We start from the raw sequence: 25,844 nt of genomic DNA on the forward strand, positions 1-25,844 counted from the left end.
CTTACAGATCGTGATGCAGGTACGCCGCCTCTTTCGGCAGGCGCAAGCTGAACAGGAAGGCCACCGCCATCATCGCGGTGACGTACCAATAGAAAGTGTTTTCCATGCCGATGGACTTCAGGCTCAGCGCGACGACTTCCGCCGAACCGCCGAACACCGCATTCGCCACCGCATAGGCCAGGCCCACGCCCAACGCACGCACCTGGGGCGGGAACATCTCCGCTTTGACCAGGCCGCTGATGGAGGTGTAGAAGCTGACAATCGCCAGGGCCAGGGTAATCAGCACAAAGGCCAGGAACGGGCTGGTGACGGTTTTTAAGGTCAGCAGGATCGGTACGGTGAACAGGGTGCCAAGGCCAGCAAACCAGAGCATCGAATTACGTCGGCCGATCTTGTCCGCCAACATACCGAACAGCGGCTGCATGCACATATACAGGAACAGCGCGCCGGTCATGATGTAGCTCGACGTCTTGGCGTGCATGCCCACGGTGTTCACCAAATACTTCTGCATGTAAGTGGTGAATGTGTAGAAAATCAGCGAGCCGCCGGCGGTATAGCCCAGCACCGTCACGAACGCTTTACCGTGGTCGCGAAACAGCGCGACGATACTGCCGGCGTCCTTGTCCTGACGCATTTCCTTGCTGGTGGTTTCTTTGAGCGTGCGACGCAGCAACAGGGAGATCACCGCGGCAATGGCGCCGATCACAAACGGAATCCGCCAGCCCCAGGCGCGCAATTCGTCTTCAGTGAGGATTTGTTGCAGGATCACCACCACCAGCACCGCCAGTAATTGGCCGCCGATCAGGGTCACGTATTGGAACGAAGCGAAGAAGCCACGCTGGCCCTTGAGTGCAACTTCACTCATGTAGGTTGCGGTGGTGCCGTATTCGCCACCCACTGACAACCCCTGAAACAGCCGTGCTACCAGCAGCAAGGCCGGGGCCCAGGCGCCAATGTCTTTGTAAGTGGGCAAAAAGGCGATGACCAGGGAGCCGGCGCACATCATCAGCACCGAAATCATCATCGAGTTTTTGCGCCCGTGCTTGTCGGCCACCCGGCCAAACAGCCAGCCGCCGATAGGCCGCATCAGGAACCCGGCGGCGAACACGCCGGCGGTGTTGAGCAGTTGGACCGTTGGGTCGTCCGACGGAAAAAACGCCGGGGCGAAGTAAATGGCGCAGAACGCGTAGACGTAGAAGTCGAACCATTCGACGAGGTTGCCGGAGGAAGCACCGACAATCGCAAAAATCCGTTTGCTGCGTTCTTCTCCGGTGTAGTGACTCGTTTTTGTTGTCATGTTTTTTCACTCAGTGGGAACGGTTATAGCCTAGACATACTTTGCAACAACCATGTTCCGCAAGCAGACTTTTGGATATCGGTTGCCGCAAAGGGCCTCATCGCGGGCAAGCCCGGCTCCCACATACCTGTGGGAGCTGGCCTACCTGCGATGGGCCCTCAAGCCGACTCAGTAGTCGAAGAACACCGTTTCCTTATCCGTGCCCTGCAAAATCACATTCCACTGATGCACACCGTTTGCATCCGCCTTGGCTATCAAGGTACTGCGCCGCTCTGCCGGCACACACGCCAGCAAAGGGTCATCGCCATTGAGCGCTTCACCCTCAAAATAAATCCGCGTCAGCAAGTGCTTCACCAACCCACGCGCAAACACCAGCACCACCAGGTGCGGCGCCTGGGTGGTGCCCGCGAGCCCCGGCACGCTGCCCGGCTTGATGGTGGTAAACCGAAAACGCCCTTCGGCATCCACCGGCACCCGGCCAAAGCCTTCGAAGTGCGGGTCGACAGCCTTTTCCTGCTCATCCTCCGGGTGGTCGTACTTGCCGGCGGCATTGGCCTGCCAGACTTCGAGCATGGCGTCGTTGACGACATCACCGTTGCCGTCCACCATTTGCCCGCTGATCGCCACGCGCTCGCCCAGTGTTGCGGGCACGGTCAAGTCTTCGCGGTTCAGCCAGGTCAGGCCGATGTGGTAATACGGCCCGACGGTGTGGGACGTGGTCGCATTGAGTGTCATCTCATTTCTCCATCGGCGTGGCGTCGCGGCCGCGCAGGACGATGTCCCAGCGGTAGCCGAGGGCATAGGAAGGAATGGTTTTTTCCAGGTCGAAGCGGGCGATCAAGCGCTGCTTGGCCGAGGTGTCCGGCACACAGTTATAGATCGGGTCATATTCAAGCAAAGGGTCGCCGGGGAAGTACATCTGCGTCACCAGACGCGTCAGCACACTCGGACCGAACAGCGAAAAGTGGATATGCGCCGGGCGCCACGCGTTGTGGTGGTTGCCCCACGGGTAGGCGCCGGGCTTGATGGTCTGGAACTGATACCAACCTTCGGCATCGGTGACGGTGCGCCCGGTGCCGGTGAAGTTCGGGTCCAGCGGCGCGTCGTGCAGGTCACGCTGGTGGTTGTAGCGACCGGCGGCATTGGCCTGCCAGATCTCCACCAGAATGCCCGGTACCGGCAGGCCGTTTTCATCCAGCACGCGGCCATGGATGATGATGCGTTCGCCTTGGGGCTCGCCGTCGTGCTGGGCGGTGAGGTCGTTATCCTTCTCGTTAATCCGCTCGGCGCCGATGGTTGGACCGGTGATTTCCGACAAGGAATGGGGCAGGAACACCAACGGTTTGGACGGCGAACGCAGGTTCGTCGACTGGTAGGCCGGGTGCAGGTAATCCGGTTGAGTGCCCGCTTGCGGGCGCCGATATCCAGGCTTGTCACTCATGGAGCAATCCTCTCTTGTTAGATGCGTTCAATCGCCAGGGCCAGGCCTTGGCCGACGCCCACACACATGGTCGCCAGGCCTTTGCGGCCGCCGGTTTTTTCCAGCTGGTGCAGCGCCGTCAAGACCAAACGCGCGCCGCTCATGCCCAAGGGATGGCCAAGGGCGATGGCGCCGCCGTTCGGGTTCACCTGCGGCGCGTCATCTGCAATACCCAACTCACGCAGTACCGCCAGGCCCTGGCTGGCAAAGGCTTCGTTGAGTTCGATCACGTCAAAGTCGGTGACCGCCAGCCCGAGGCGCTCCACCAGTTTGCGTACCGCCGGCACCGGGCCGATGCCCATCACGCGCGGCGCGACACCGGCACTGGCCATGCCCAATACCCGAGCGCGGGCGGTGAGGCCGTGTTTCTTCACCGCTTCGGCCGAGGCCAAAATCAGCGCCGCCGCGCCATCGTTCACGCCGGAAGCATTGCCGGCAGTGACGGTTTTGTCCGGACCATTCACCGGTTTGAGTTTGGCCAGGGCCTCAAGCGTGGTGTCCGCGCGCGGGTGTTCATCCTGCTCAACAACGGTTTCGCCTTTTTTATGGGCGACGCGCACCGGCACGATTTCTTCAGCGAAGAACCCGGCGGCTTGCGCGACGGCGGTACGTTGCTGGCTGCGCAGGGCAAAGGCGTCCTGGTCGGCGCGTGACACCTTATAGTCGTCCGCCACGTTATCACCGGTCTGCGGCATGGCATCCACGCCGTATTGGGCCTTCATCAGCGGGTTGATAAAACGCCAGCCGATGGTGGTGTCTTCCAGTTTCATGGCGCGTGAAAAGGCCGCGTCGGCTTTACCCATCACGAACGGTGCGCGCGACATCGACTCGACGCCACCGGCAATCGCCAGCTCCATTTCACCGCTGGCAATGGCGCGAAACGCTGTGCCTATGGCGTCCATGCCCGAAGCGCACAGGCGGTTGAGGGTCACACCCGGAATGCTCTCCGGCAGGCCTGCCAGCAACAGCGCCATGCGCGCGATGTTGCGGTTGTCTTCCCCGGCCTGGTTGGCGCAGCCGAGAAACACCTCATCAACGGCAGTCCAATCCACCGAGGGGTTGCGCTCGACGAGTGCCTTGATCGGCAACGCGGCCAAGTCATCGGCGCGTACCGTGGACAAACCACCGCCAAACCGGCCGATGGGCGTGCGGATGGCGTCACAGATAAATACGTCGCGCATCAGGCTTCTCCAGGCGCTTGGCCATGGGCGGCGGCGGTGCGTGCTTCGAGGTCACGCAAGGCGGTGAGTTCTACGTCGGTCGGTTCGGCGGTGGTGCTCACCTGGTCGGCAAACCGAATCGCCCAACCGGTGGCCGCGATCACTTGCTCACGGGTCACGCCCGGGTGCAACGCGGTCACCACAAACTCGTGGCTGCCCTCCTCCGGTTCCATGATGCACAGGTCGGTAATAATCCCGACAGGACCGGCACCCGGCAGGCCCAGGCGTTTGCGCGAATCGCCCCCTTCGCCGTGGCCGACCGACGTGATGAAGTCCAGCTTGTCGACAAACGAACGGGCCGACTGCTTGAGGATGATCAGCACGCTCTTGGCCGAGCCGGCAATCTCCGGCGCGCCACCGGCACCTGGCAGGCGCACTTTGGGATGGTGATAATCGCCGACCACGGTGGTGTTGATATTGCCGAAGCGGTCGACCTGGGCGGCGCCGAGGAAGCCGACGTCAATGCGCCCGCCTTGCAGCCAATAGCGAAAAATCTCACCGGTCGGTACCACGGTGTCAGCGGTTTCCGCCAGCTCGCCATCGCCAATAGACAGGGGCAATACAGACGGCTTGGCACCGATCGGGCCGGATTCGTAGATCAACACCACATCCGGCGACGAGGTCAGGCGCGCCAGGTTGGCGGCCTTGGAGGGCAAGCCAATGCCGACGAAGCACACCGAGCCGTTTTTGAGGCGGCGCGCGGCGGCGACGGTCATCATTTCATTGGTCGAGTAAGCCATTACTTGGCCTCCTGCGCGGCGGCCAGCTTGGCCTGGAATTCACTGAAGTCGGCGGTGCCGTGGATGTATTCGTCGATCCAGGCGGTAAAGGTCCCACGGTCACGGGCGATCGGGTCCCACGCCTGATAGAAACGGTTGTCACGCTCGTTGTAACCGTGGGCGTAGGACGGGTGCGCACCGCCGGGCACGTGGCACACCGCAGTCAGCGCCCAGGTCGGCAGCACACAGCTGTTCATCGGTGCGTTCAAGTCATCGACGATTTCTTCCACCGTGACGATGCAACGCTTGGCCGCCAACGCCGCTTCCTTTTGCACGCCGAGAATGCCCCAGAGCAACACGTTGCCCTTGCGGTCGGCCTTTTGGGCGTGGATCACGGTGATGTCCGGACGGACCGACGGCACCGCCGCCAGCACTTCGCCGGTGAACGGGCAGGTCACGGTTTTGATCAACGGGTTGACCTTGGGCAGATCAGAACCGGCGTAGGCGCGCAGCACCGCGAACGGCAGGCCCGAGGCACCGGCGACGTAGGCATTGGCCAGGTCGGCATGGCTGTGTTCTTCGATCTCCAACGGTTGCGGCCATTGCTTCTCGACGGCGTCGCGCAGGCGATGCAGGGAACCCACACCCGGGTTACCGCCCCAGGAGAAAATCAACTTGCGAGCGCAGCCGGCGCCGATCAACTGGTCGTAGATCAGGTCAGGCGTCATACGCACCAGCGTCAGGTCTTTCTTGCCCTGACGAATGATTTCATGACCCGCTGCGGTAGGGATCAGGTGAGTAAAGCCTTCGAGTGCGACGGTATCGCCGTCGTTCACGAATTGCTTCACGGCGTCACGCAGCGCGAGAATTTCAGCCATGGGGTTGGGCTCCCGGTGTGGATCGAAAAAGGCGCTGAGGTGGCGCCGAAGTGCCTGAAGGTTAAGCCGGGGCAATGGGCCGAACAATCCGATAATCGACTCAGTGTTCGATTATCGAACGGATTGTTGTCTAGCTAATCTTTTCTGAAAAACAGCCCTTCGCCCGTCGGTGCGGTCTATGTGGGAGCTGGCTTGCCCGCGATTGCATCGATTCGGCTCACCTGTTGGACCGTGTCGTTTGCATCGCCGGCAAGCCAGCTCCCACAAGAATGGCGACCATCCTTATGTGGCATCCGCGTGGCTGACCATGCCTTTGATCACCACTGCCGCAGTCGCCAACGCGGCCGGGATCACCAGTGCCGTCAGCACTTGCTCGAAGTTCCAGCCCAGGCCCAGCAACGTGGCGCCCATCCACGCGCCGAGGATCGCGCCGAAGCGGCCAATGCCGAGCATCCACGACACGCCCGTGGCGCGGCCCTGGGTCGGGTAGAAGCGTGCGGCCAGGGATGGCATTGCCGATTGCGCACCGTTGACACACATCCCGGCGATCAGCACCAAGGTCGCCAGCAGTGTGATATTGCCCAGGCTCTGCCCTACCGCGTAGGCAAACACCCCGGCAAGCAGATAGAAAATACCGATGACTTTGTGCGGATTGAACCGGTCCATTGCCCAGCCCACACCCACCGCACTCAGTACCCCTCCGAACTGGAACAATGCACCGATAAACGCGGCCTGTTCCATGCTGGCGCCACTGTCGCGCATCAAGGTTGGCAGCCAACTGGTCAACAGGTAAACAATCACCAGGCCCATGAAGTAGGTAAGCCACAGCAACAAGGTGCCGGCGCTGTAGGTGCCGGAGAAGATCACCGCGAACACGTTGCGGGCCTTGACGGTTTTTTGCTCGGGCACGCTGAAACTACTGGCCTGGGCGACAAGGCTGGGCTCAATGGGTGACAAGGCCTTGCGCACTCGGTCGGTGCCGCGATTGCGCACCACCAGGTAGCGCGCCGATTCCGGCAGCCACACCAGCAGCACCACCGCCAGGATCAATGGCAGGATGCCGCCGATCAGCAGCAAACTATGCCAGCCGAACGCCGGGATCAGCTTGGCCGAGATAAACCCGCCACCGGCCATGCCCAGGTTGAATCCACAGAACATGCTGGTCACCAGCAGCGACTTATGGCGCTCGGGAGTGTATTCGGAGAGCAACGTAGTGGCGTTCGGCATACCCGCGCCCAGGCCCAGGCCGGTCAGGAAGCGCAACACCAGCAACTGATCGACATTAGCGCTGTAGGCCGAAGCCAAACTGAACGCGCCAAATACCAGGACCGCGCTTACCAACACGACTTTGCGGCCGAAACGGTCAGCCAGCGGGCCGGAACCCAGTGCGCCGAACACCATGCCGATCAACGCAGCACTCATCACCGGGCCGAGGCTGGCGCGGTCGATGCCCCAGTCCTGGGACAGCGCGGGCGCAATAAACCCCATGGCGGCGGTGTCGAGGCCATCAAGGAACACAATCAGGAAACACAGGATCACCACGCGCCATTGATAGCGCGACAGCGGCTGGGCATTGATAAAGGACTGCACGTCCAGGTTAATACCGACAGAAGGCTGATTCATTATTGTTATTTCCACACCGATGGCGGGCTGACGACCTGGGGCCGTCATTATTGTTGGGGCGACGCTGATAGCGCTGCCGCACATTAATAAGCCTTGGGAAACACCGTCAATTGATCAAGCCTGGATCTGTGCGGTCACCGAACACCTTAGGCAAACAGTTGCGCACTTAACTCGCGGCTGGCACTGAGCATACTCGGCAGGAAACGCTGCTCCAGCTCACTGCGGCTGACCCGCCCGGCGTGAGTGCTGACATTGAGCGCGGCCAACACCTGGCCAGAGGCGTCATACACCGGCACGGCGATGGAGCGCAGGCCCTGCTCCAGTTCCTGGTCAACGATGCACCAGCCTTGCTGTCGCACTTGTTGCAGGCACTCGAACAACGCTTCGGGGGTGGTCAGGGTACGGCTGGTCTTGGTGTGCAACTCGGCGTGGTCGAGGTAGTCCTGCAGCGAGGCGTCATCCAGCGCCGCGAGCAGGATTCGGCCCATGGAGGTGCAATAGGCCGGCAAGCGCCCGCCCACCGACAGGTCCACGGAAATCAGGCGCTGAGTGGTGGCGGAACGCGCGATATAAAGGATGTCGTCGCCTTCCAGTGTCGCCATGTTGCAGGCTTCATGCAGTTGCTCGCTCATGCGGTCCAGATACGGCTGGGCCGACACGGCCAGTGGCGTGGACGACAAATAGGCATGGCCCAGGGTCAAGACTTTGGGCAACAGCGAATAGGTGCGCCCATCGGTGGTGGCATAACCGAGCTTTATCAAGGTGTGCAGGCAACGACGCACTGCGGCACGGGGGATTTCGGTACGGTGGCTGATCTGGGCAATGGTCAGGTGGCGCTTGCGCTCCTGAAACGCCTGGACCACGGCCAGGCCACGGGCCAGGGAGGTCATGAAGTCCGGATCACCGGTAAACGCCTGGATGCGCTTGGCCGGTGAAGCCACGATCGGCGGCGCCACTGACGCGAAGGAGTTGCGCAATTGATCGTTCATTTCAGGGTCCTTCTCTTATTTTCAACCGCTGGGAGGGTTGGCCGCTATTACAAGCCGCGCCAGCCGGGATGTACAAGGCGCCACCGGCAACATTGGGCGATTATCGGACGATCATGCGATTATCGCAATTTGATGGGCTCGCGCGGGTAAGCCCATACACCCCAAGTTTAGGGTTTGTCTGATAGCGCCATAAAGTTCGAGTATTCATGCTGACATTTAGACACGTGCACATTGATGACGGCGCTTTTTGCAAATACCGACGTTCGCATGTAACAAAACCCTCACACAACATTGACGCTTTTTAACTTCTTGATGATAGTGTTATTCAAATGCGCCGCTATAATGCAACCTGTGCAGAGGTCAGCCCGGTATCACAATCGGGATTGGAGCTCACCAGGCGATGCCCGTCGCATGCATCACAGGTCACACGTACTCGCTTAAAAGATCTGCCCTTTGGCCGCCTTTCAAACTTGAATGGTTCTACCGTTCAATTTGAAACACCCCGAGGACGCCTTTCAGGCATGACACTGCACAATCAATAAACTCAACTCATCTCAATTAGGTAACACTGTGACGAAAGACGAACTGCGCGCGGAACTTGAGCGCCAGGAACAACGTTACAAGGACGTTTACGGCGGGGAAGTCACCACCTACGCCGCGCAGCCTGAGCCGGAGCGCAAACCATGGCGCAAGCGCGCCAGTTTGCTGGATCAGGCATTTGCCCAGGAAATCCAAAAGATTGAACAGGAACTCAAAGCCGAAGAGCCCTAAGCGCTTCGATCAGAGTCTCCAGGGTCTTGCTGTCTCTGCCGGCCTACCACCGGCGGAGGGCACCTCGCATTGACACGAGACTGGTCAGCGTCCTGCTGCGATCAGCGAAATCTCATACAAATGTTTCAGACATGACGTTTGCATGACAAAACCCCGTCTTTTCGACCCGGCACTTTATAAATCAAAGACTTGCCAAACCCCCGAAAACCCTGGGATGCGCCGCTTTCGCCGATATTTTTTCAATGAAGATTGTTACCGATGAGCAGCTAATGCATCGATTACTGAGGTTTTCTGGCATAATCGCGCCCCCTTACGACCGGGTCAGAAAACCTTCATGATCGATTTATTCAGCGGACTGGATGCTTGGGTTCTAGTGAGCCTGTTGCTCGCCCTTGCCTTTGTCCTCGCCTTCGAGTTCATCAATGGCTTTCATGACACCGCTAACGCGGTGGCCACAGTCATCTATACCAAAGCCATGCCGCCGCACCTGGCCGTGTTCTTCTCCGGGGTGTTCAACTTCCTCGGCGTGTTGCTCGGTGGTGTCGGTGTCGCCTACGCCATCGTGCACTTGCTGCCGGTGGAGTTGCTGATCAATGTGAATACCGGCCATGGCCTGGCCATGGTCTTCTCGTTATTGGCAGCGGCGATCACCTGGAACCTGGGCACCTGGTACTTCGGTATCCCGGCCTCCAGCTCCCACACCCTGATCGGCTCGATCCTCGGTGTCGGCCTGGCCAATGCCCTGATCAACGATATCCCCCTGGCTGACGGTGTGAACTGGCAGAAAGCGGTCGATATCGGTGCCTCCCTGGTGTTCTCGCCGATGGCTGGCTTCCTGGTCGCCGCCCTGGTGCTGCTCGGCCTGAAGTGGTGGCGCCCGCTGTCGAAAATGCACAAGACCCCGGACCAGCGCCGCAAGCTTGACGACAAGAAGCACCCGCCGTTCTGGAACCGCCTGGTGCTGGTGATTTCCGCAATGGCCGTGAGCTTCGTGCACGGTTCCAACGATGGTCAGAAAGGGATCGGCCTGATCATGCTGGTGTTGATCGGTATCGTGCCGGCGCAGTTCGTACTCGACCTGGGCAGCACCACCTACCAGATCGAACGGACGCGCGACGCCACGGTGCATTTGAGCCAGTTCTACCAGCGTAACAACGCCACACTCGGCGAGTTCCTGGCACTGGGTAAAAGTGTGAAGGACGACCTGCCGGGCAAGTTTCAGTGCAACCCGCAACAGACTGAGCCAACCATCAGCGCGCTGATGGAGACGCTAAAAGGTGTGTCCGACTACCATTCGTTGACCTCTGACCACCGGATTGAAGTGCGCCGCTACCTGCTGTGCCTCGACGACACCGCGAAGAAAGTCGGCAAGCTGCCGGGCCTGGATGCGCGTGAGAAGTCCGACCTCGACAAGCTGCGCAAAGACCTGACCGCCACCACCGAATACGCGCCGTTCTGGGTGATCCTTGCGGTGGCACTGGCCTTGGGCCTGGGCACCATGGTGGGCTGGAAACGTGTGGTGCTGACCATCGGTGAGAAGATCGGCAAGCAGGGCATGACCTATGCCCAGGGCATGTCGGCGCAGATCACCACGGCGAGCATGATTGGCCTGGCCAACATCTTCAGCCTGCCGGTTTCCACGACTCACGTACTGTCTTCCGGCGTTGCCGGCACCATGGTTGCCAATAAAAGCGGCCTGCAAGGCGGCACGGTGAAGACCATTCTGATGGCTTGGGTGTTGACCTTGCCGGCAACCGTAGGCCTGTCAGCCGGGTTGTTCTGGCTAGCGTCAAAGGCGCTGGGTAGTTGATAGCGAACCGTTGACAAAGAAGGTGCGACCTCAATGAGGATCGCACCTTTTTTTATGTCGTCTATTAATGAGTACGACTAAATTCGATGCAAAAAAAAGGGCGACCGAAGTCGCCCAAAATGCCTTGCGTGCTCATGTAATCCGGAAAGACTTAGGGTTCTTTACGCTTATTCGCGTCTTTCCAGATAAAAATTCCAAACCCTACAAAAAACAGCACCATGAGGCCGACAGTCAGCACCCCGGCAAACACCACATTATCGAAAAACATGACCGGCCTCCTGCTCATGCCCTGTTGCGATAGGGCTAAGTTAATAGAGAAGGCGGATTGGAAAATTGACCGGGATCAATGTCGCCCGCGACGGGGCTTAAAGAAGGGTAATAACTGACCTGCATCAACAGATGCAGGTTGTTTCAACGCTTTTTCGGCTTGTTCTTGGGCTTTTTCTTAACTTTGCCAAGCGGCATCGCCTGCTCAAATGCCTGGCGAACTTCATTCAGGCGCTTGTCATTCAAGTCATGCACACGTTTGGCGCGTTCGGCATTCAGGTCGATCAGTTTGTCGTCTTCACTCATGGCGGGGCTTACGTCGTGGCGGGAAGGGCTCAATAATGCGGCCTCTCCCGCTCGACGGCAAATGCCAGGGTAAAAATCCTCGTACTTCTCTCTCCTGGCGCTTATTTATCACGTTCAAACGTAATGATGGAACGTGTAGTCCCCGGCCAATTCGGCATTTGGCGCCACGGCGTCAGCACTTCCAACGTGTCGCCCCGGACCTGAAAGTCGCGGCATTGCACCGTCCCCACCCATTCCGGATTCCAGGCAGAATCAACCTCTGTGCACCATTGATTGCCCTCGACCCGCTCAATACCGGTATAAGCCACCAGCGTGTTCAACAGCACTGTTTTTTCTGCGTCCGTAGAGCCGGCTTTTCTTCCCTCACCGGTCAACACGAAAGCCACTCGATGATCTGCGGAAAAAATAACGCGCCCGGAAGGACGGCTGCCCATCGCCGGGATTTTCTCACGGGTATCCTGGGACTCGACCTGATAGCCGACCAGCTTCCAGGCCCCGACCAGCGGTGACTCATTCGCTGCAGCGGCCGCGCAAAGGCCCATTGAAATAGCCAACCCGATCACATTTGCCTTTATAAGGTTTTTCATCGCTCTACCGTCTCAAAAAAAGACACAGAGCTTTGCGCACAGCTGCCCGGGGGGATGTAAGACATATCCCCAAACTACGACAGAGGAATCTGCGGGCGACAAAAGGAAGCACATCGCCCAAAATCGACTTTCCCCACTTACCCTGTAGGCGCACTCAGTTGGCACTGCACAATGACCTTCCGCCGCTGCTGGCCTTGCGCGCTTTTGAGGCGGTGGCGCGGCACTTGAGTTTTATCAAGGCCGCGAATGAGTTGTCGGTAACCCAGAGCGCACTCAGCCACCAAGTGCAAAAGCTCGAACAGCACCTGGGCAAACCGCTGTTTATCCGACGCACCCGTGCAATCGATCTGACCGCCGATGGCCAACGTTACTACGACGAAATCCGCCCCGCCCTCGACGCCATTGCCGCCGCCACCCGCACCCAACGGGTGGCGCCCCGTGCCACGGTGTTGCGTGTCGGCCTGCTGGCATCATTCGCCACCCTGTGGCTTGCACCACGCCTGGCCGGGTTTCTCAACCGCTACCCGCATATCCAGGTGGAGTTGCTGCCGGCGATTCAATTAGCCAACGTCGCCGCCGCCGAGGTCGACCTGGCCATCCGTTATGGCAAGGGCGATTGGCCCGATGTGCAAACCACCCGGCTGATGCCTGAAGTGATCTCACCCGTGTGCAGCCCGGCCTTCAAGGCCAACCAGCTGGCCAACGGCGCGCTGTTGATGGCCACCTCGCACCGCCCCTTCGAGTGGACGGATTGGTCAGCGCATTTCCAAGTCGACCTCAAGCACCATCCGCGCGTGATGTTGCACGACTACAACATCGTGGTCGAAGCCGCCGTGGGCGGCCAGGGCATCGCCATGGGCCGTCACCGCCTGATCGAGCGCAAGCTGGCGGACGGCAGCCTGGTGGAAGCCTTTGAATGGCCGCCCTATCACAGCGAAATCGGCTACTGGCTGATAACCCCCCAAGGCCCCACCAGCGAAGCGGCCGAGTGCTTCAGCCAATGGCTGAAGGAAACCTGCGCCGACGCGTGAGTTATTTCGATACGTCGAGTGAGATCTATCCGTTTGTCGCCCATCGCCACAGCAAACATGCTGAAACCTCCCACCCCAAGAGGATTCAACATGACCGACTCCATCCGCCAACGCGTGCAAGCCCTTGGCCTGACGCTGCCAACGCCCAGCCAGCCGGCGGCCAATTACATCAATCATGTGGTCAGCCAGAACCAGCTGTTCATTTCCGGGCAAATCCCCATGATTGATGGCAAACCCGCCTACGTCGGTCGACTGGGCGAATCCCTCAGCGATGAAGAAGGCGCCCAGGCGGCAGAACTGGCGGCGCTGGGCCTGTTGGGCCAACTGAGCGATGCGCTGGGTGATGACCTTGCGCGCGCGGTGCGTATCTTGCGCCTGGGGGTGTTCATTGCGAGCAGCGGCGACTTTCAGCGCCAAAGCGTGGTGGCCAACGGCGCCTCGAACCTGCTGGTCAACGCCCTCGGCGACAAGGGCCGGCACGTGCGCACTGCTGTAGGTGTTTCCAGCCTGCCGGCGGGCGTGGCAGTGGAGGTTGATGCGATTTTCGAGCTGCAACCGTGAGCCCGCTCGAAGTCCAGCAACTGCGCGACGACACGCCCGGCTGCCAGTCGGGCATTGTGCATTTCAACCACGCCGGTGCCTCGCTGCCCAGCCAGGCCACCCTCGACGCGATCATCGACCAATTACAGCGCGAAGCCCGCGACGGCCCGATGGAGGCCGGCGAGCATGGCGCCGTCCTGATCGAAAAAGCCCGGCGTGCGGCCGGGCAACTGCTCAATGCGCCCACTGCCTCGATTGCCTTTGCCAGCAGTGGCTCGACCGCGTGGAGCATGGCGTTCCAGGCCTTGGGCCCCTGGAAACCAGGCGAACGCATTCTGGTCGGCCGCCATGAATGGGGCGGCAACCTGGCGAGTATGCAACGGGCAGTGCAGTCCGGCGCCCAGGTGGACGTCATTCCTTGCGATGCAACCGGCGCGGTCTGCCCGGTGGCGCTGGAGTCGATGATCGATGCCAGCGTCAAGCTGATCGATTTGACCTGGCTACCGGCCAACGGCGGCCTGATCAACCCCGCCCAGGCGATCGGGGAAGTGGCCAAGCGCCACGGCATCGCCTATTTCATCGACGCCGGCCAAGCCGTGGGGCAACTGCCGGTAGACGTGCAGGCGCTGCATTGCGATGTGCTCAAGTCAGCCGGGCGCAAACACCTGCGCGGGCCACGCGGTACGGCGCTGATGTATGTACGGCCGGACTTCCTACAGCGCCTGAATCCGGCCCAGCGCGATGTGTTTTCAGCCCCCTGGACCGTCGACGGTTTCCACCTGCGCAACGACGCCCGGCGCTTTGAAACCAGCGAAGTGTCCTACGCCTTACTGGCGGGTTTAGGCAATGCATTACAGGAGGTCAATCGACTGGGCGTAGAGAGGACGTGGGAAAGGGTCTTGCAGATCAGCGGGCAAATCCGGGAAGCCTTGCGTCAGATTCCGGGAATTTCCCTGCACGACTTGGGCGTCAACCACTCAGGACTGATCGCCTTTAACCTGGCTGGCTGGGATGCCTTCGAACTCAAACGACGCTTGGGGCTGAAGCGCATCAATATCGGCGCCAATGGCGTGGCCTACACCCCACTGGACATGCAGGCACGTGGCCTGACCAGTATCGCGAGGGTGTCCGTCAGCCCGCTCAACACCGAGCACGACATCGAACGACTGCTCGCGGCGCTGTATGAGTTGCGCGATTAAACCTCGACGTCCACCCACAAACCCTGGCGCGGCGCATCTTCGATCAGCGGCACCACCGGCACGGTATTGTCGGCATTCAATACATCGCCGGGGATCGCCAGGTGCTCCTCAGGGTCTTCGTCGGCTTCACGCCGACGCTTCTGCTGTTCCTGCTGGCGGCGTTGTTCTTCACGCAACAACAGCGTCGACTGCTCGGCGTCGCCCTTCTTCAGGTCGATCGTGCTTTCATTGGAGCCCGGCTGTACTGGCACCACAGGCGGGATATCCGGCTTCTGGCGCACCGGGTCAAGTTGCGATGTGACCGGCACAACACTCAAAGGCAGCATGGGTGGCAGCATGGGTTTTAGTCTCCTGTTCAGCAGACTGTCGGCTGCGAGGGTGGCGACTTGAGCCCCAAGCCGCCAACTTGTGAACCAATCGTCATCTATAGGGCCAACCTAACACCCTTTTTCTTGCCGCTTGTAGCTTAAAGCTCGAAGCTGCACCTAATCCTTTTGGTCTGGAAGCCGTGTTCCGTTAGAATAGTCGGCTTTTTCACGGCGGGAGTCAGGCAGCATGGCGCAGCAGTATCAACCGGGGCAACGCTGGATTAGTGACAGCGAAGCAGAGCTGGGGTTAGGCACCGTTCTGGCACAGGACGGCCGCTTGTTGACCGTGCTCTATCCGGCCACTGGCGACACTCGTCAGTATGCGCTACGGAATGCGCCCCTCACTCGTGTGAGGTTTTCGCCGGGTGACTCCATCACCCATTTCGAAGGCTGGAAAATGACCGTACAGGAAGTCGACGACGTCGACGGCCTGCTGGTCTACCACGGCCTCAATGGGCAGAACGAGCAGGTCACCCTGCCGGAAACCCAACTGTCCAACTTCATCCAGTTCCGCCTGGCCAGCGACCGTCTGTTCGCCGGGCAGATCGACCCGTTGGCCTGGTTCTCGCTGCGCTACCACACGCTGGAACACACCAGCCGCCAGTTGCAATCCTCGCTGTGGGGCCTGGGCGGCGTGCGTGCGCAACCTATTGCTCACCAACTGCACATCGCCCGTGAAGTCGCCGACCGTATCGCGCCACGGGTATTGCTGGCGGACGAAGTGGGCCTGGGTAAAACCATCGAAGCCGGCCTGGTGATTCATCGCCAGTTGCTGTCGGGCCGCGCCAACCGCGTGCTGATCCTGGTCCCGGAAAACCTGCAGCATCAGTGGCTGGTGGAAATGCGCCGCCGCTTCAACCTGCAGGTTGCACTGTTCGACGAAGAACGCTTTATCGAAAGCGATGCCGCCAACCCGTTCGAAGACACCCAGCTTGCGCTGGTGGCGCTGGAGTGGCTGGTTGACGACGAGAAGGCCCAGGACGCGCTATTCGCGGCCGGCTGGGACTTGCTGGTGGTCGACGAAGCGCACCACCTGGTGTGGCACGAAGAGAAAGCCAGCCCTGAGTACTCGCTGGTCGAGCAACTGGCCGAAGTGATTCCCGGCGTTCTGCTGCTGACCGCCACCCCGGAGCAACTGGGCCAGGACAGCCACTTCGCGCGCCTGCGCCTGCTGGACCCGAACCGTTTCCACGACCTGCACGCCTTCCGCGCCGAGAGCGAGAACTATCGCCCGGTGGCCGAGGCCGTGCAGGAGCTGCTGGACAAGGGCCGCCTGTCGCCGACCGCACACAAGACTATCCAGGGTTTCCTCGGTGACGAAGGTGAAGCGCTGCTCACCGCCGTCAACGATGGCGACACCGAAGCCAGCGCACGCCTGGTGCGTGAGTTGCTCGACCGCCACGGCACAGGCCGCGTGCTGTTCCGTAATACCCGTGCCGCCGTGCAAGGGTTCCCGGAGCGCAAGCTGCACGCCTACCCGCTGCCGAACCCGGACGAATACCTCGAGTTGCCGCTGGGCGAACACGCCGAGTTGTACCCGGAAGTCAGCTTCCAGTCGCAGCCGGACGTTGAGGAAGAAAACCGCTGGTGGCGCTTCGACCCGCGCGTCGAGTGGCTGATCGACCAGCTGAAAATGCTCAAACGCACCAAAGTGCTGGTGATCTGCGCCCACGCCGAAACCGCCATGGACCTGGAAGACGCCCTGCGCGTGCGTTCCGGCATCCCGGCCACGGTGTTCCACGAGGGCATGAACATCCTCGAGCGTGACCGCGCTGCCGCCTACTTTGCCGATGAAGAATTTGGCGCCCAGGTGCTGATCTGCTCCGAAATCGGCAGTGAAGGCCGCAACTTCCAGTTCTCCCACCACCTGGTGCTGTTCGACCTGCCGTCCCACCCTGACCTGCTGGAACAGCGGATCGGCCGTCTGGACCGGATCGGCCAGAAGCATGTGATCGAACTGCACGTGCCGTACCTGGAAACCAGCCCGCAAGAGCGTCTGTTCCAGTGGTACCACGAGGCGCTGAACGCGTTCCTCAATACCTGCCCGACCGGTAACGCCTTGCAGCATCAGTTCGGCCCACGCCTGCTGCCGCTGCTGGAAAACGCCGACGACGGCGAGTGGCAAGCCCTGATCGACGAAGCCCGTGCCGAACGCGAGCGCCTGGAGCAAGAGCTGCACACCGGTCGCGACCGCTTGCTGGAGCTCAACTCCGGCGGTGCGGGTGAAGGCGATGCACTGGTGGAAGACATCCTTGAGCAAGACGATCAGTTCGCCCTGCCGATCTACATGGAAACCCTGTTCGACGCGTTCGGCATCGACAGCGAAGACCATTCGGAAAACGCACTGATCCTCAAGCCCAGCGAAAAAATGCTCGACGCCAGCTTCCCGCTGGGTGACGACGAAGGTGTGACCATCACCTACGACCGTAACCAGGCGCTGTCGCGCGAAGACATGCAGTTCATCACCTGGGAACACCCAATGGTGCAGGGCGGCATGGACCTGGTGCTGTCCGGTTCCATGGGCAACACCGCCGTGGCGCTGATCAAGAACAAGGCGCTCAAGCCGGGCACCGTGTTGCTGGAACTGCTCTACGTCAGTGAAGTGGTTGCGCCACGCTCGCTGCAACTGGGCCGCTACCTGCCACCAGCCGCCTTGCGCTGCCTGCTGGATGCCAATGGCAATGACTTGTCCGGCCGCGTGTCGTTTGAAACCCTGAACGACCAACTGGAAAGCGTGCCACGCGCCAGCGCCAACAAGTTCGTGCAGGCCCAGCGCGATCAGCTGACGCCGCGCATCAACGCCGGCGAAGAAAAGATCACCCCGCGCCACGCCGAGCGTGTGGCCGAGGCGAAGCGCCGCCTGGCAGCGGATACCGACGAAGAGCTGGCGCGCCTGACCGCGCTGCAAGCGGTCAACCCGACCGTACGCGACAGCGAACTGGTTGCCCTGCGCCAGCAACGCGAGCAAGGCCTGGCCATGCTCGACAAAGCGGCGCTGCGACTGGAAGCGATTCGGGTGTTGGTGGCGGGTTGATGACCGCCCTGCCCTGCTAAAAAGAAGGCCCGCGCAATGCGGGCCTTTTTTGTTTGTTTTGAGGGCCTCATCGCAGGCAAGCCAGCTCCCACATTTGGAATGCATTCCCCTGTGGGAGCTGGCTTGCCTGCGATAGAGTCACCTCGGTCTCACGCCGTAGCCGCAGCAGCCGGCACCTCCACCGCCCCCAGCCCATCCTTCATCCGCTTGGCATCACGCACAAAACTGCGCGACGCCTGGAACAGAAACAGCATGGTCAAGAACAGCGCCACCGGAATCAGGTACATGGCGTCGTGCAAGCCCACAGCCTTATAAGCCTCAGTCATCTGCGCAGCCCCATCGGCATACATCGCCGAATGAGCAAAGTGATCAGAAAGCCCGCCCACCACCACCGGCCCCATGCCACCACCCAGCAAATACAACCCGGCAAAGAACAACGCCATCGCCGTGGCGCGCAGGCGCGGTTCGACCACGTCCTGAATCGCCGTGTACACGCAGGTGTAGAAGTTATAAGCGAACAACCAGCCCACACTGAACAGCGCCACAAACACACCAATCTCGATGCGCCCGGCATGCAAGGCCCAGGCGGTGGTGACGGTGGAGATGATCAGGCTGCACGCCGCGAACAGCAGTCGGCCATTGGCCACGCGCTGATGGATCTTGTCGGCAATCCAGCCGCCCAGCGTCAGGCCCACCAAGCCGGTCAAGCCGACGATCACCCCGGTGGCAACCGCGGCGTCCTGCAATGGCATCAGGAAGTAGCGCTGCAACATTGGCACCAGGAACGAGTTGCACGCATAGGTGGCAAAGTTGAAACACAGCCCGGCCAACACCAGCCAGAGGAAGGTCGGCACTGCCAGCACGCGGCGGATCGGACGGTCGACGCGTTCCTCGGAGACCTGCACGGTTTCCGCGGCGCCGCGCTTGGGTTCTTTGATATAGAACATGAAAACCGCCAGGATCATTCCCGGCACGGCGGCGATAAAGAACGGCGCGCGCCAGCTGTCGAACGCCTTGACCATCGCGCCGATGGTGAAGAATGCCAGCAGCAGCCCCAAAGGCAGGCCCAGCATGAAAATGCCCATGGCCCGGGCGCGCCGGTGGGCGGGAAACAGGTCGCCAATCAGCGAGTTGGCCGCCGGTGCATAGCTGGCTTCACCAATGCCGATGCCCATGCGCACCAGCAGGAAGGTCCAGAAACTGCCGACCATGCCGTTGATCGCCGTCAGCCCGCTCCAGGCGAACAGGCCCCAGCCCATCAGTTTGCTGCGTGAGCCCGTGTCGGCCATACGCCCCAGCGGCAGGCCGGCGATGGCGTAGACAATGGTGAAGGCAGTGCCGATGATTCCGAGCTGAAAGTCGCTCAGGTGCCACTCCATGCGGATCGGCTCGATGATGATGGCGGGAATGGTGCGGTCGAAGAAATTGAACAGGTTGGCGAGGAACAGCAGGAACAGAATGCGCCAGGCATTCGCCGCTTGGGTCGAGTTCTGCATGGGTCCGTCTCTTTTATTGTTATGAGAGCTGCGATGCCCGATGCATCCTGCTCAGGTATCTGCAACATAGTCAGGCAGGCGGCCTTTGTCTGTAATGATTCGTAAAGCTGATAGGGCGTAATTTCGCGCGGACCTTCACCCGGAACTACGGGGGTTTTCCTACGAAAATATAAGTGCTCACCCCCCTTCCCAACCGCCATGGCAAGATTAGAATGGCGAGCCTTCCTGTAACACCCCATCCTACTTTTCTTATCGATGACGCCCATGTCCGAAGCCAGTCCGTGTCTGAGTTGCGGTGCCTGCTGTTCATACTTTCGTGTGTCTTTCTTCTGGGGAGAGTGCGCCTCATCGGGGGGCACGGTGCCCGATGATTTGGTGGTTCAGATCAATCCCACACGCGTGGCGATGATCGGCACCGACCAGAAACCCGCGCGTTGCTGCAGCCTTGAAGGGGAAGTCGGCAAAGGCACCCGCTGCACAATCTATGAGCAACGGTCGAGCCCCTGCCGCGAGTTCGACGCGTCGTGGAGCCAGGGCGAGCAAAACGTCGACTGCGATTCAGCACGTGCCGCCTTTGGCTTGCCGCCATTGGAAGCGCCTTTCGAGCTGGAACTGCCCATCAGCGCTTAGCAGCAAACGCTATGACCGGCATGCCAAAATCATTGTAGTCAAAGTGCCATTATCCCTGGCAATTCCCGCGAGGCTTCTATACTGGAGTTCATAGGCCATTGCTCAAGGCAATGACGTACTGACTTTGACGGGACATGCTATGGAATGGCTAGGTATGTATTTTTTTACCGACCTTCCAGAGAACGGGCACTTATTACTCAATTGCAGTCATAACCCCTTTCTGGTGTTGCTGGCCTACCTGGTCGCTTGCGCGGCCGGGTTCGGTACGTTGGACATGGCCGAACGTGTCGGCCATGTAGAAGACCCTACTGCCCGCCGCCATTGGCGCTGGCTCGGTGCAGGATGCCTCGCGGGCGGTATCTGGTCGACTCACTTCATCAGCATGCTGGCTTTCCAGGCACCTATTGCCATTCATTACGAATTGATCATGACGTTCGCCTCGCTGGTGATCGCCTTGATTGCCTCGTTGTTTGCCATGCAAACCCTCAGTCATGCCCACCTGCGGTTTCAGCAGTATTTACTGGCGTCGGTGTGGATGGGGTTCGGTATCGCCTTGATGCACTATGTGGGCATGTCGGCCATGCGCTCTCAGGCCCAAGTGTATTTCGAGCCGGGGCTGTTCTTGGCATCGGTCGCCATTGCCATTGGTGCCAGCCTGACCGCATTGCTGCTGTCGTGCTACCTGCGCAACGGCGCCGGCGTTTTCCATCAATTGCTCAAATACGCCGCGAGCCTGGTGCTGGGCGCCGGAATCCTGAGCATGCACTTCACCGGCATGGCCGCTATGCAAATGCTGGTGCCCAGCGGGGCCGACCTCGCCTTACCGCTGGACAACAACCCCATTCAACTTGGCCTGTCAGTGGCGGTTATCACCCTGCTGGTGATCGGCAGCAGCGTCAGTGCGGCCCTGGCGGACAAAAAGCTGCAGCACAAGGAACGCGACCTGCGCCGGGTCAACGCCCTGCTCAGCGAACTCGACCAGGCCCGCGCCTCACTGCAACAGGTTGCCCATTACGACGCGTTGACCAGCCTGCTTAACCGCCGGGGGTTCAACCAGATTTTCGCTGAGAAAGTCGCCGAAAAAACGGCAAACAACGGCATGATGGCGGTGATATTCCTGGATATTGACCACTTCAAGCGTATCAATGACAGCCTGGGTCATGACGCCGGCGATCAGCTGTTAACGGTATTGGCCGGGCATATCAAAGGCTCGGTACGCAGCCACGAAGACGTGGTCGCACGGTTTGGTGGGGACGAATTCTGCATTTTGATCAACATTCATCATCGCGACGAAGCGCGGCACATGGCGCAGCGGATCATGCAGAAGATGAAGGAGCCGGTCGAACTCGCCGGTCGGCGCATGGTAATGACCACCAGCATCGGCATCAGCCTGTTTCCCGAAGACGGCCTGACCTGCGAAGAGCTGCTGAAAACCGCCGACCTGGCGCTGTACCAGTCCAAGGACGCCGGGCGCAACAACCTCAACTTCTTCAGCTCCAACCTTAAGACCCGTGCTTTCCTTGAGCTGCAACTGGAAGAGGAATTGCGCGCAGCCCTGCGTAGCCGCAACGAGTTGGTGCTGTTTTATCAACCGATCTTCGACATGAAACTCGGCAAGGTCACCCGCCTGGAAGCCCTGGTGCGCTGGCAACATCCGCAACACGGGCTGCTGGCGCCGGACCGGTTTATCGACATCGCCGAAAGCAATGGGTTGATCGCCGAACTGGACCACTGGGTGTTGCGTCAGGCCTGCCATGATTTAAGCCTGCTGACCGACCGGGGCTACAGCGAACTGACCATGGCCGTGAACTGCTCGGCCCTCAACCTGACCCGTGACGAGTTGGCAGATGAAATCGAAGCAGCCCTGCGCTTCGCCGGAATTGCCGCCAACCGCCTGGAACTGGAAGTCACCGAAAACGCGCTGATGGGCAATATCAGCAGCACGCTCGCGCTGTTGCGGCAAATTCGTGCCTTGGGGGTTTCGCTCGCCATCGATGATTTTGGCACCGGCTACTCATCGCTGGCTTACCTCAAGCGCCTACCGATCAATACCTTGAAGATCGACCGTTCATTTATCCAGGACATTCCCAAGTCCACCGCCGATATCGAGATCGTCCAGGCGATTATCGGCATGGCCCACACCCTGCACCTGCAGGTGGTCACCGAAGGCGTGGAAACCCAGGCACAGTTCGAACTGCTGCTCAAACATGGCGGTGATTTCATTCAGGGCTACCTGCTGAGTCCGGCGGTCCCCTTCAGCGACATCGTCGGCGTGATCCAGGGCATCCAGATGCACAACCCGCTCTACCCTTTCAGCGTGGAAGGCAACAAAGAGGCCCCTGTGCCGAAAGCCCCCACCCCAACCCGTATCAGCCCCACGTCGACGGTAAGGCCAATTCGCTGACGCCGATTCTTTGGCATTTCGCCATCATTTGACTAAAGAACGCCGACGAACGGCCGATTCATCAGAGTCCGGCCACGATTCCCCTTGAAAAACCAGGGTTAAACCCGACGGTCCCGGACTCAGACGCACTGTAAAGTCGCGAACTCTCATTCAATAATGGCTCCTTGATTTTTTAAGCCATCTGTCCAGGTACATGGCGCCCAATGACTTCCAAAAATAACTCTGCCACCGAGATCCTCGACGTGTTGCCGACAGCTCCTGCGGAAAAATCCTCAGGTTCCAAGTCATTGAGCAGCGCCCGCCCGCTGGCCACCCAGCAGTACTTGTACTTCACCGAAACCAATACCGACCGCATCCTCGATAACCTCGACGGCCTGCGCGACATGGTGTTCCCGCGCCCGCCCCAGCAAGAAGGTGATGGCGACCCGCGCGACGAGCAGGAATTTCCCTCGGTGTGCCTGATCGGCCTGGGCCGCTGCGGTTCGAACATCGCGCTGGACGTGGCGGAGTTGGTGTACAACGCGCGCAAGTTCTACCTGAACGAATTCAGCACGGAAGACAAATCGGCGGACAAGGGCTATAGCCCGGCCCAATGGATCCGAAACAACCTGCGCCTGGGCGGCGGCAAGGCCACCAAGCCGGTGTTCCTGGTGGAACCGCTGGTGATGCTGGGTGACCTGGACAAGGACATCGCCGGGCGCATCCGTTTTTCGCGCAAGGGCGAAAAAAGCGGTTTCCTGCGCGACTACAGCAAAATGAAAATAATGGACCTCTCGGAAGTCCATGCCGGTGGCGCCGGTAACGCGCCGATCCTGGGCCAGTACCTGGCCAAGATCATCCTCAATAAAGACACCCAGCGTTTTTCCAGCCCTGACTGGAAGATGATTCACTCGTACCTGATCGACTCCTGCGGCATCAAGGCCAACCAGTCGCGCCTGTACTTCTCGATCTTCAGCGCCGGCGGCGGTACGGGTTCGGGCATGGCCTCGGAGTTTGGCCTGGCCCAGCAGCACTCGTACATGAACAAGACATTCGACACCAAACCCGCCGACGAGCACGACAGCAAGAGCGGCCACGCGTTTGTCTTCGAGCCGATCTTCACCAGCGGCATCTGTGTGCTGCCGAATATCTCCGATCACCGCAGCGAAATGTCCGAGGCCCTGCACATCAACGCCGGGCGGTTGCTGTGCAAATACCTGTCGGAAGAATGGGACTTCTCTTACAACTTCGACAATGAAGACAGCAGCGAAGCCAGTGTGAAGGGGCGTATCCGGCCATGGAACGCAATGATGCTGATCTCCAACGACATCATGCGTTACGCCGAAGAGAGCGATGACGGCAATATCCAGAACATTGACGTCAATGCCATGGAAAAACACGCCAACCAGTACATCTCCCAGCAGATCTTCAACATCCTCACTGCGCAGGCGGTGACGACCGATTACGACCAGAACTACTTCCGGCGTGCCGGTATCGACATTGGCGAAACCATCCGCCTGGATGCCAACGACCTGTTTATGAGCCTGGCAGGACCGGTAGCGATTGCCTATGCCGAGTCCGTGGTGCCGGAAACCCCGGTGCCGTCGAATGACAAGTTCAAGGTGTTCGATAAAGAGCCACAGCGGCTGAATATCGATGACTTGTTTTTCCGCTCCATCGACCTGCCGCACTTCAACAAAGTGACCCAGGCCATCGAAGGCATCAGCCTGTTGCCGATCGAGTCCAAGCGCTACAAGGCGTCACTGGAGCAATACAAGAATTCCGGCTACGACGCAGCCGCCCTGCATGACCTGCACTTCTTCAAGAACTGCTCGTCGGTGGTGTCGATTGTGTCCTTGCCCAAGGACTACAAGCTGTCCTACATGGACTTGAACCGGCTCAAGACGCACCTCAATAGCCTGTTTCCCAACACCACGCTCAAGCGTTATGCGCTGGTGATCGGGGCGTCGGCCAACTTGTCGCTGACAACGCTGATCGCCAAGAGCCCGTGCCTGTCGGATGACTTCCTGACGTTGATCGTGGCCTTTATCAAGCGTTGCTTTGCGCGTAACCCGTACCGGTTTGATGACACGCTGGATAATTCGATCCTGGACTTCATCATCCATGAGGACTTCGATGAAGACCGGATTGATGAGCTGCTCAACGAGTTCGAAAACCCGGCGAAGATTCTGGATACCAACTGGTACGCGATCAAACCGATGTATGAGAAGAAGTATCGGGAGTTGATCAACGACAAGGATAAGTTTGTGTCGATCAATGACATTCGCCTGTCACGAGATTGTGTGAAGAAGGCGATCAAGTATTTGCGTGAGATTTATCGTCACCGGATTGGCAAGACCAAGGTGATTTCGTTGAACAACCATACTGGCAAGACTGCCTAGACCGAGTCGCGCCCTTCGCGAGCAAGCCCGCTCCCACATTTTGACCGTATTCCTACAGGAAATACCCGGTACAAATGTGGGACCCGGCTTGCTCGCGAAAGCGCTCTGCCAGCCACCGCAAACCTGCAACTTTGCCACACCCGGAAACAATTCCCCCGGCCTTGCGCCACTCACAAAACTGTTCCCGTGACGCGCACGTCACCCTTACCTGTGACCTTTCTCTACGGCAAGATGCCATCACGGCGCTTGCGGTTACTCCGCTACACACTTCCACAGGCTGAAACCGCGCACCTTTTTCGTGCAGAGCCTTCTTACACTGCCCTTTCCTGGATCAAAATCCACGGCGAAACCACCACTGCCCATAAGCCCGGATCCCGCGCCACCAAGTCCAATGCCCGCGTCGCAGACACTTCGCCAAGGCTCCCCGCAGCCAGCCACGCAGCGACTTTCTCACGGTTATCCTCGGCCATTCCCTCGGCCGCTTCGATCAAATCCAGGTCGGCGTCGACCCACAATAGGGCACCCTTGGCAAAGAACGGTTCAAGCTCCTTCCAGGAAATTTCGGCGGTTTCGCCGAGCAGCTTGGCATAGAGGGTGCTAGGTTCTTGCGTCATGGGAATTCACCTGAAGTAAAAATCGGCGAAATCATAACGTCCGGGCTCAGGCAGAAAAACCCAGTTGCAAATGAGGCATCGATAGAAAGTGTCAGAAAAGCCAAGGATTGCCCGAGACTCTGGCATAACCCCGCCGCAATTCTGTCTTTTTCTTTCATTTAAGCGACATACCCGGGTTTTGCCCCCAGCAGCCAGCTTTT

General features: G+C 59.7%; 23 protein-coding genes. 9 read left to right on the forward strand and 14 right to left on the reverse strand.

All coding sequences use genetic code 11. The features are described 5' to 3' along the window. Nucleotide 1 precedes the first annotated feature (1 nt). The 8 genes from ACI77D_RS10160 to pcaR form a co-directional block, all read right to left on the reverse strand. On the reverse strand, nucleotides 2-1,297 hold the full coding sequence (locus ACI77D_RS10160; protein WP_064451232.1) for an MFS family transporter: 1,296 nt from the start codon (nucleotides 1,295-1,297) through the stop codon (nucleotides 2-4). Between the two features lie 168 nt (nucleotides 1,298-1,465). Then, the gene (gene pcaG / locus ACI77D_RS10165; protein WP_407016516.1) at nucleotides 1,466-2,032 is read right to left on the reverse strand and encodes a protocatechuate 3,4-dioxygenase subunit alpha; all 567 of its coding nucleotides are present in this window, start codon (nucleotides 2,030-2,032) and stop codon (nucleotides 1,466-1,468) included. Nucleotide 2,033: 1 nt separating this feature from the next. Further along, nucleotides 2,034-2,738 carry a protocatechuate 3,4-dioxygenase subunit beta gene (pcaH, locus tag ACI77D_RS10170; RefSeq protein ID WP_064451230.1) on the reverse strand — a complete coding sequence of 235 codons (705 nt, stop codon included), beginning with the start codon at nucleotides 2,736-2,738 and terminating at the stop codon, nucleotides 2,034-2,036. Nucleotides 2,739-2,755: 17 nt separating this feature from the next. Next, nucleotides 2,756-3,961, reverse strand: a complete 1,206-nt coding sequence (gene pcaF / locus ACI77D_RS10175; RefSeq protein WP_208604464.1) for a 3-oxoadipyl-CoA thiolase — start codon at nucleotides 3,959-3,961, stop codon at nucleotides 2,756-2,758. Beyond that, a complete protein-coding gene (locus ACI77D_RS10180) occupies nucleotides 3,958-4,737 on the reverse strand; it encodes a CoA-transferase subunit beta (RefSeq protein ID WP_064451228.1) in 780 nt (259 codons plus the stop codon). Before ACI77D_RS10180 ends, pcaF begins: the two co-directional genes overlap by 4 nt. Beyond that, nucleotides 4,737-5,594 (reverse strand): CoA transferase subunit A, encoded by an 858-nt coding sequence (locus ACI77D_RS10185; RefSeq protein WP_064451227.1) that lies wholly within the window; start codon nucleotides 5,592-5,594, stop codon nucleotides 4,737-4,739. Before ACI77D_RS10185 ends, ACI77D_RS10180 begins: the two co-directional genes overlap by 1 nt. A gap of 282 nt (nucleotides 5,595-5,876) precedes the next feature. Next, entirely contained in the window at nucleotides 5,877-7,217 is a 1,341-nt protein-coding gene (locus ACI77D_RS10190) for an MFS transporter (protein ID WP_064451226.1), read from the reverse strand. A 146-nt stretch (nucleotides 7,218-7,363) separates the two neighbouring features. Continuing rightward, nucleotides 7,364-8,206, reverse strand: a complete 843-nt coding sequence (gene pcaR, locus ACI77D_RS10195; RefSeq protein WP_128586809.1) for a pca regulon transcriptional regulator PcaR — start codon at nucleotides 8,204-8,206, stop codon at nucleotides 7,364-7,366. Nucleotides 8,207-8,776: 570 nt separating this feature from the next. On the opposite strand from pcaR, the gene ACI77D_RS10200 reads away from it, so the two are divergent. Together ACI77D_RS10200 and ACI77D_RS10205 are read left to right on the forward strand one after the other, a co-directional pair. Beyond that, entirely contained in the window at nucleotides 8,777-8,977 is a 201-nt protein-coding gene (locus ACI77D_RS10200; RefSeq protein WP_003172389.1) for a hypothetical protein, read from the forward strand. A gap of 334 nt (nucleotides 8,978-9,311) precedes the next feature. Next, nucleotides 9,312-10,787 carry an inorganic phosphate transporter gene (locus ACI77D_RS10205; protein WP_064451224.1) on the forward strand — a complete coding sequence of 492 codons (1,476 nt, stop codon included), beginning with the start codon at nucleotides 9,312-9,314 and terminating at the stop codon, nucleotides 10,785-10,787. Between the two features lie 151 nt (nucleotides 10,788-10,938). Here ACI77D_RS10205 and ccoM read toward each other — a convergent pair whose 3' ends face one another. From ccoM to ACI77D_RS10220, 3 genes are all read right to left on the reverse strand, one after another. Then, nucleotides 10,939-11,055, reverse strand: a complete 117-nt coding sequence (gene ccoM, locus ACI77D_RS10210) for a cytochrome c oxidase subunit CcoM (protein ID WP_301280094.1) — start codon at nucleotides 11,053-11,055, stop codon at nucleotides 10,939-10,941. A 143-nt stretch (nucleotides 11,056-11,198) separates the two neighbouring features. Next, nucleotides 11,199-11,393, reverse strand: a complete 195-nt coding sequence (locus ACI77D_RS10215) for a hypothetical protein (protein WP_167353670.1) — start codon at nucleotides 11,391-11,393, stop codon at nucleotides 11,199-11,201. A 68-nt stretch (nucleotides 11,394-11,461) separates the two neighbouring features. Continuing rightward, nucleotides 11,462-11,947 (reverse strand): lipocalin-like domain-containing protein, encoded by a 486-nt coding sequence (locus ACI77D_RS10220; RefSeq protein ID WP_407016517.1) that lies wholly within the window; start codon nucleotides 11,945-11,947, stop codon nucleotides 11,462-11,464. A gap of 158 nt (nucleotides 11,948-12,105) precedes the next feature. Here ACI77D_RS10220 and ACI77D_RS10225 point away from each other — a divergent pair, with 158 nt between their 5' ends. The 3 genes from ACI77D_RS10225 (at nucleotide 12,106) to ACI77D_RS10235 (ending at nucleotide 14,717) form a co-directional block, all read left to right on the forward strand. Then, nucleotides 12,106-12,978 (forward strand): LysR substrate-binding domain-containing protein, encoded by an 873-nt coding sequence (locus tag ACI77D_RS10225; RefSeq protein ID WP_262667247.1) that lies wholly within the window; start codon nucleotides 12,106-12,108, stop codon nucleotides 12,976-12,978. A 90-nt stretch (nucleotides 12,979-13,068) separates the two neighbouring features. Continuing rightward, on the forward strand, nucleotides 13,069-13,539 hold the full coding sequence (locus ACI77D_RS10230) for a RidA family protein (protein ID WP_407016518.1): 471 nt from the start codon (nucleotides 13,069-13,071) through the stop codon (nucleotides 13,537-13,539). Continuing rightward, the gene (locus ACI77D_RS10235; protein ID WP_407016519.1) at nucleotides 13,536-14,717 is read left to right on the forward strand and encodes an aminotransferase class V-fold PLP-dependent enzyme; all 1,182 of its coding nucleotides are present in this window, start codon (nucleotides 13,536-13,538) and stop codon (nucleotides 14,715-14,717) included. The genes ACI77D_RS10230 and ACI77D_RS10235 overlap by 4 nt, the downstream gene beginning before the upstream one ends. Here ACI77D_RS10235 and ACI77D_RS10240 read toward each other — a convergent pair. Beyond that, on the reverse strand, nucleotides 14,714-15,055 hold the full coding sequence (locus ACI77D_RS10240) for a hypothetical protein (protein ID WP_064451219.1): 342 nt from the start codon (nucleotides 15,053-15,055) through the stop codon (nucleotides 14,714-14,716). The genes ACI77D_RS10235 and ACI77D_RS10240 overlap by 4 nt on opposite strands. A gap of 217 nt (nucleotides 15,056-15,272) precedes the next feature. Between ACI77D_RS10240 and rapA the strand changes: the two genes are divergently transcribed. Continuing rightward, nucleotides 15,273-18,119, forward strand: coding sequence for an RNA polymerase-associated protein RapA (gene rapA, locus ACI77D_RS10245; RefSeq protein ID WP_262667245.1), 2,847 nt, complete (start codon nucleotides 15,273-15,275; stop codon nucleotides 18,117-18,119). 149 nt (nucleotides 18,120-18,268) lie between these two features. Here the strand turns inward: rapA and ACI77D_RS10250 are convergent, their stop codons facing one another. Next, nucleotides 18,269-19,615: a spinster family MFS transporter gene (locus tag ACI77D_RS10250; protein ID WP_407016520.1), complete on the reverse strand. Its 1,347-nt coding sequence runs from the start codon at nucleotides 19,613-19,615 to the stop codon at nucleotides 18,269-18,271. Between the two features lie 264 nt (nucleotides 19,616-19,879). Between ACI77D_RS10250 and ACI77D_RS10255 the strand changes: the two genes are divergently transcribed. The 3 genes from ACI77D_RS10255 to ACI77D_RS10265 all read left to right on the forward strand — a co-directional run bounded on the left by ACI77D_RS10255 (nucleotide 19,880) and on the right by ACI77D_RS10265 (nucleotide 25,030). Beyond that, entirely contained in the window at nucleotides 19,880-20,245 is a 366-nt protein-coding gene (locus ACI77D_RS10255) for a YkgJ family cysteine cluster protein (protein WP_064451216.1), read from the forward strand. Nucleotides 20,246-20,384: 139 nt separating this feature from the next. Continuing rightward, on the forward strand, nucleotides 20,385-22,649 hold the full coding sequence (locus ACI77D_RS10260) for a putative bifunctional diguanylate cyclase/phosphodiesterase (RefSeq protein ID WP_407016521.1): 2,265 nt from the start codon (nucleotides 20,385-20,387) through the stop codon (nucleotides 22,647-22,649). A gap of 203 nt (nucleotides 22,650-22,852) precedes the next feature. Beyond that, nucleotides 22,853-25,030 (forward strand): hypothetical protein, encoded by a 2,178-nt coding sequence (locus tag ACI77D_RS10265; RefSeq protein ID WP_064451214.1) that lies wholly within the window; start codon nucleotides 22,853-22,855, stop codon nucleotides 25,028-25,030. A 311-nt stretch (nucleotides 25,031-25,341) separates the two neighbouring features. Here ACI77D_RS10265 and ACI77D_RS10270 read toward each other — a convergent pair whose 3' ends face one another. Further along, nucleotides 25,342-25,644, reverse strand: coding sequence for a DUF2288 domain-containing protein (locus ACI77D_RS10270; protein WP_221294149.1), 303 nt, complete (start codon nucleotides 25,642-25,644; stop codon nucleotides 25,342-25,344). Nucleotides 25,645-25,844: the final 200 nt, after the last annotated feature.

It is taken from the genome of Pseudomonas sp. O39 (assembly GCF_045447295.1).
GTDB classification, from domain to species: domain Bacteria; phylum Pseudomonadota; class Gammaproteobacteria; order Pseudomonadales; family Pseudomonadaceae; genus Aquipseudomonas; species Aquipseudomonas antarctica_A.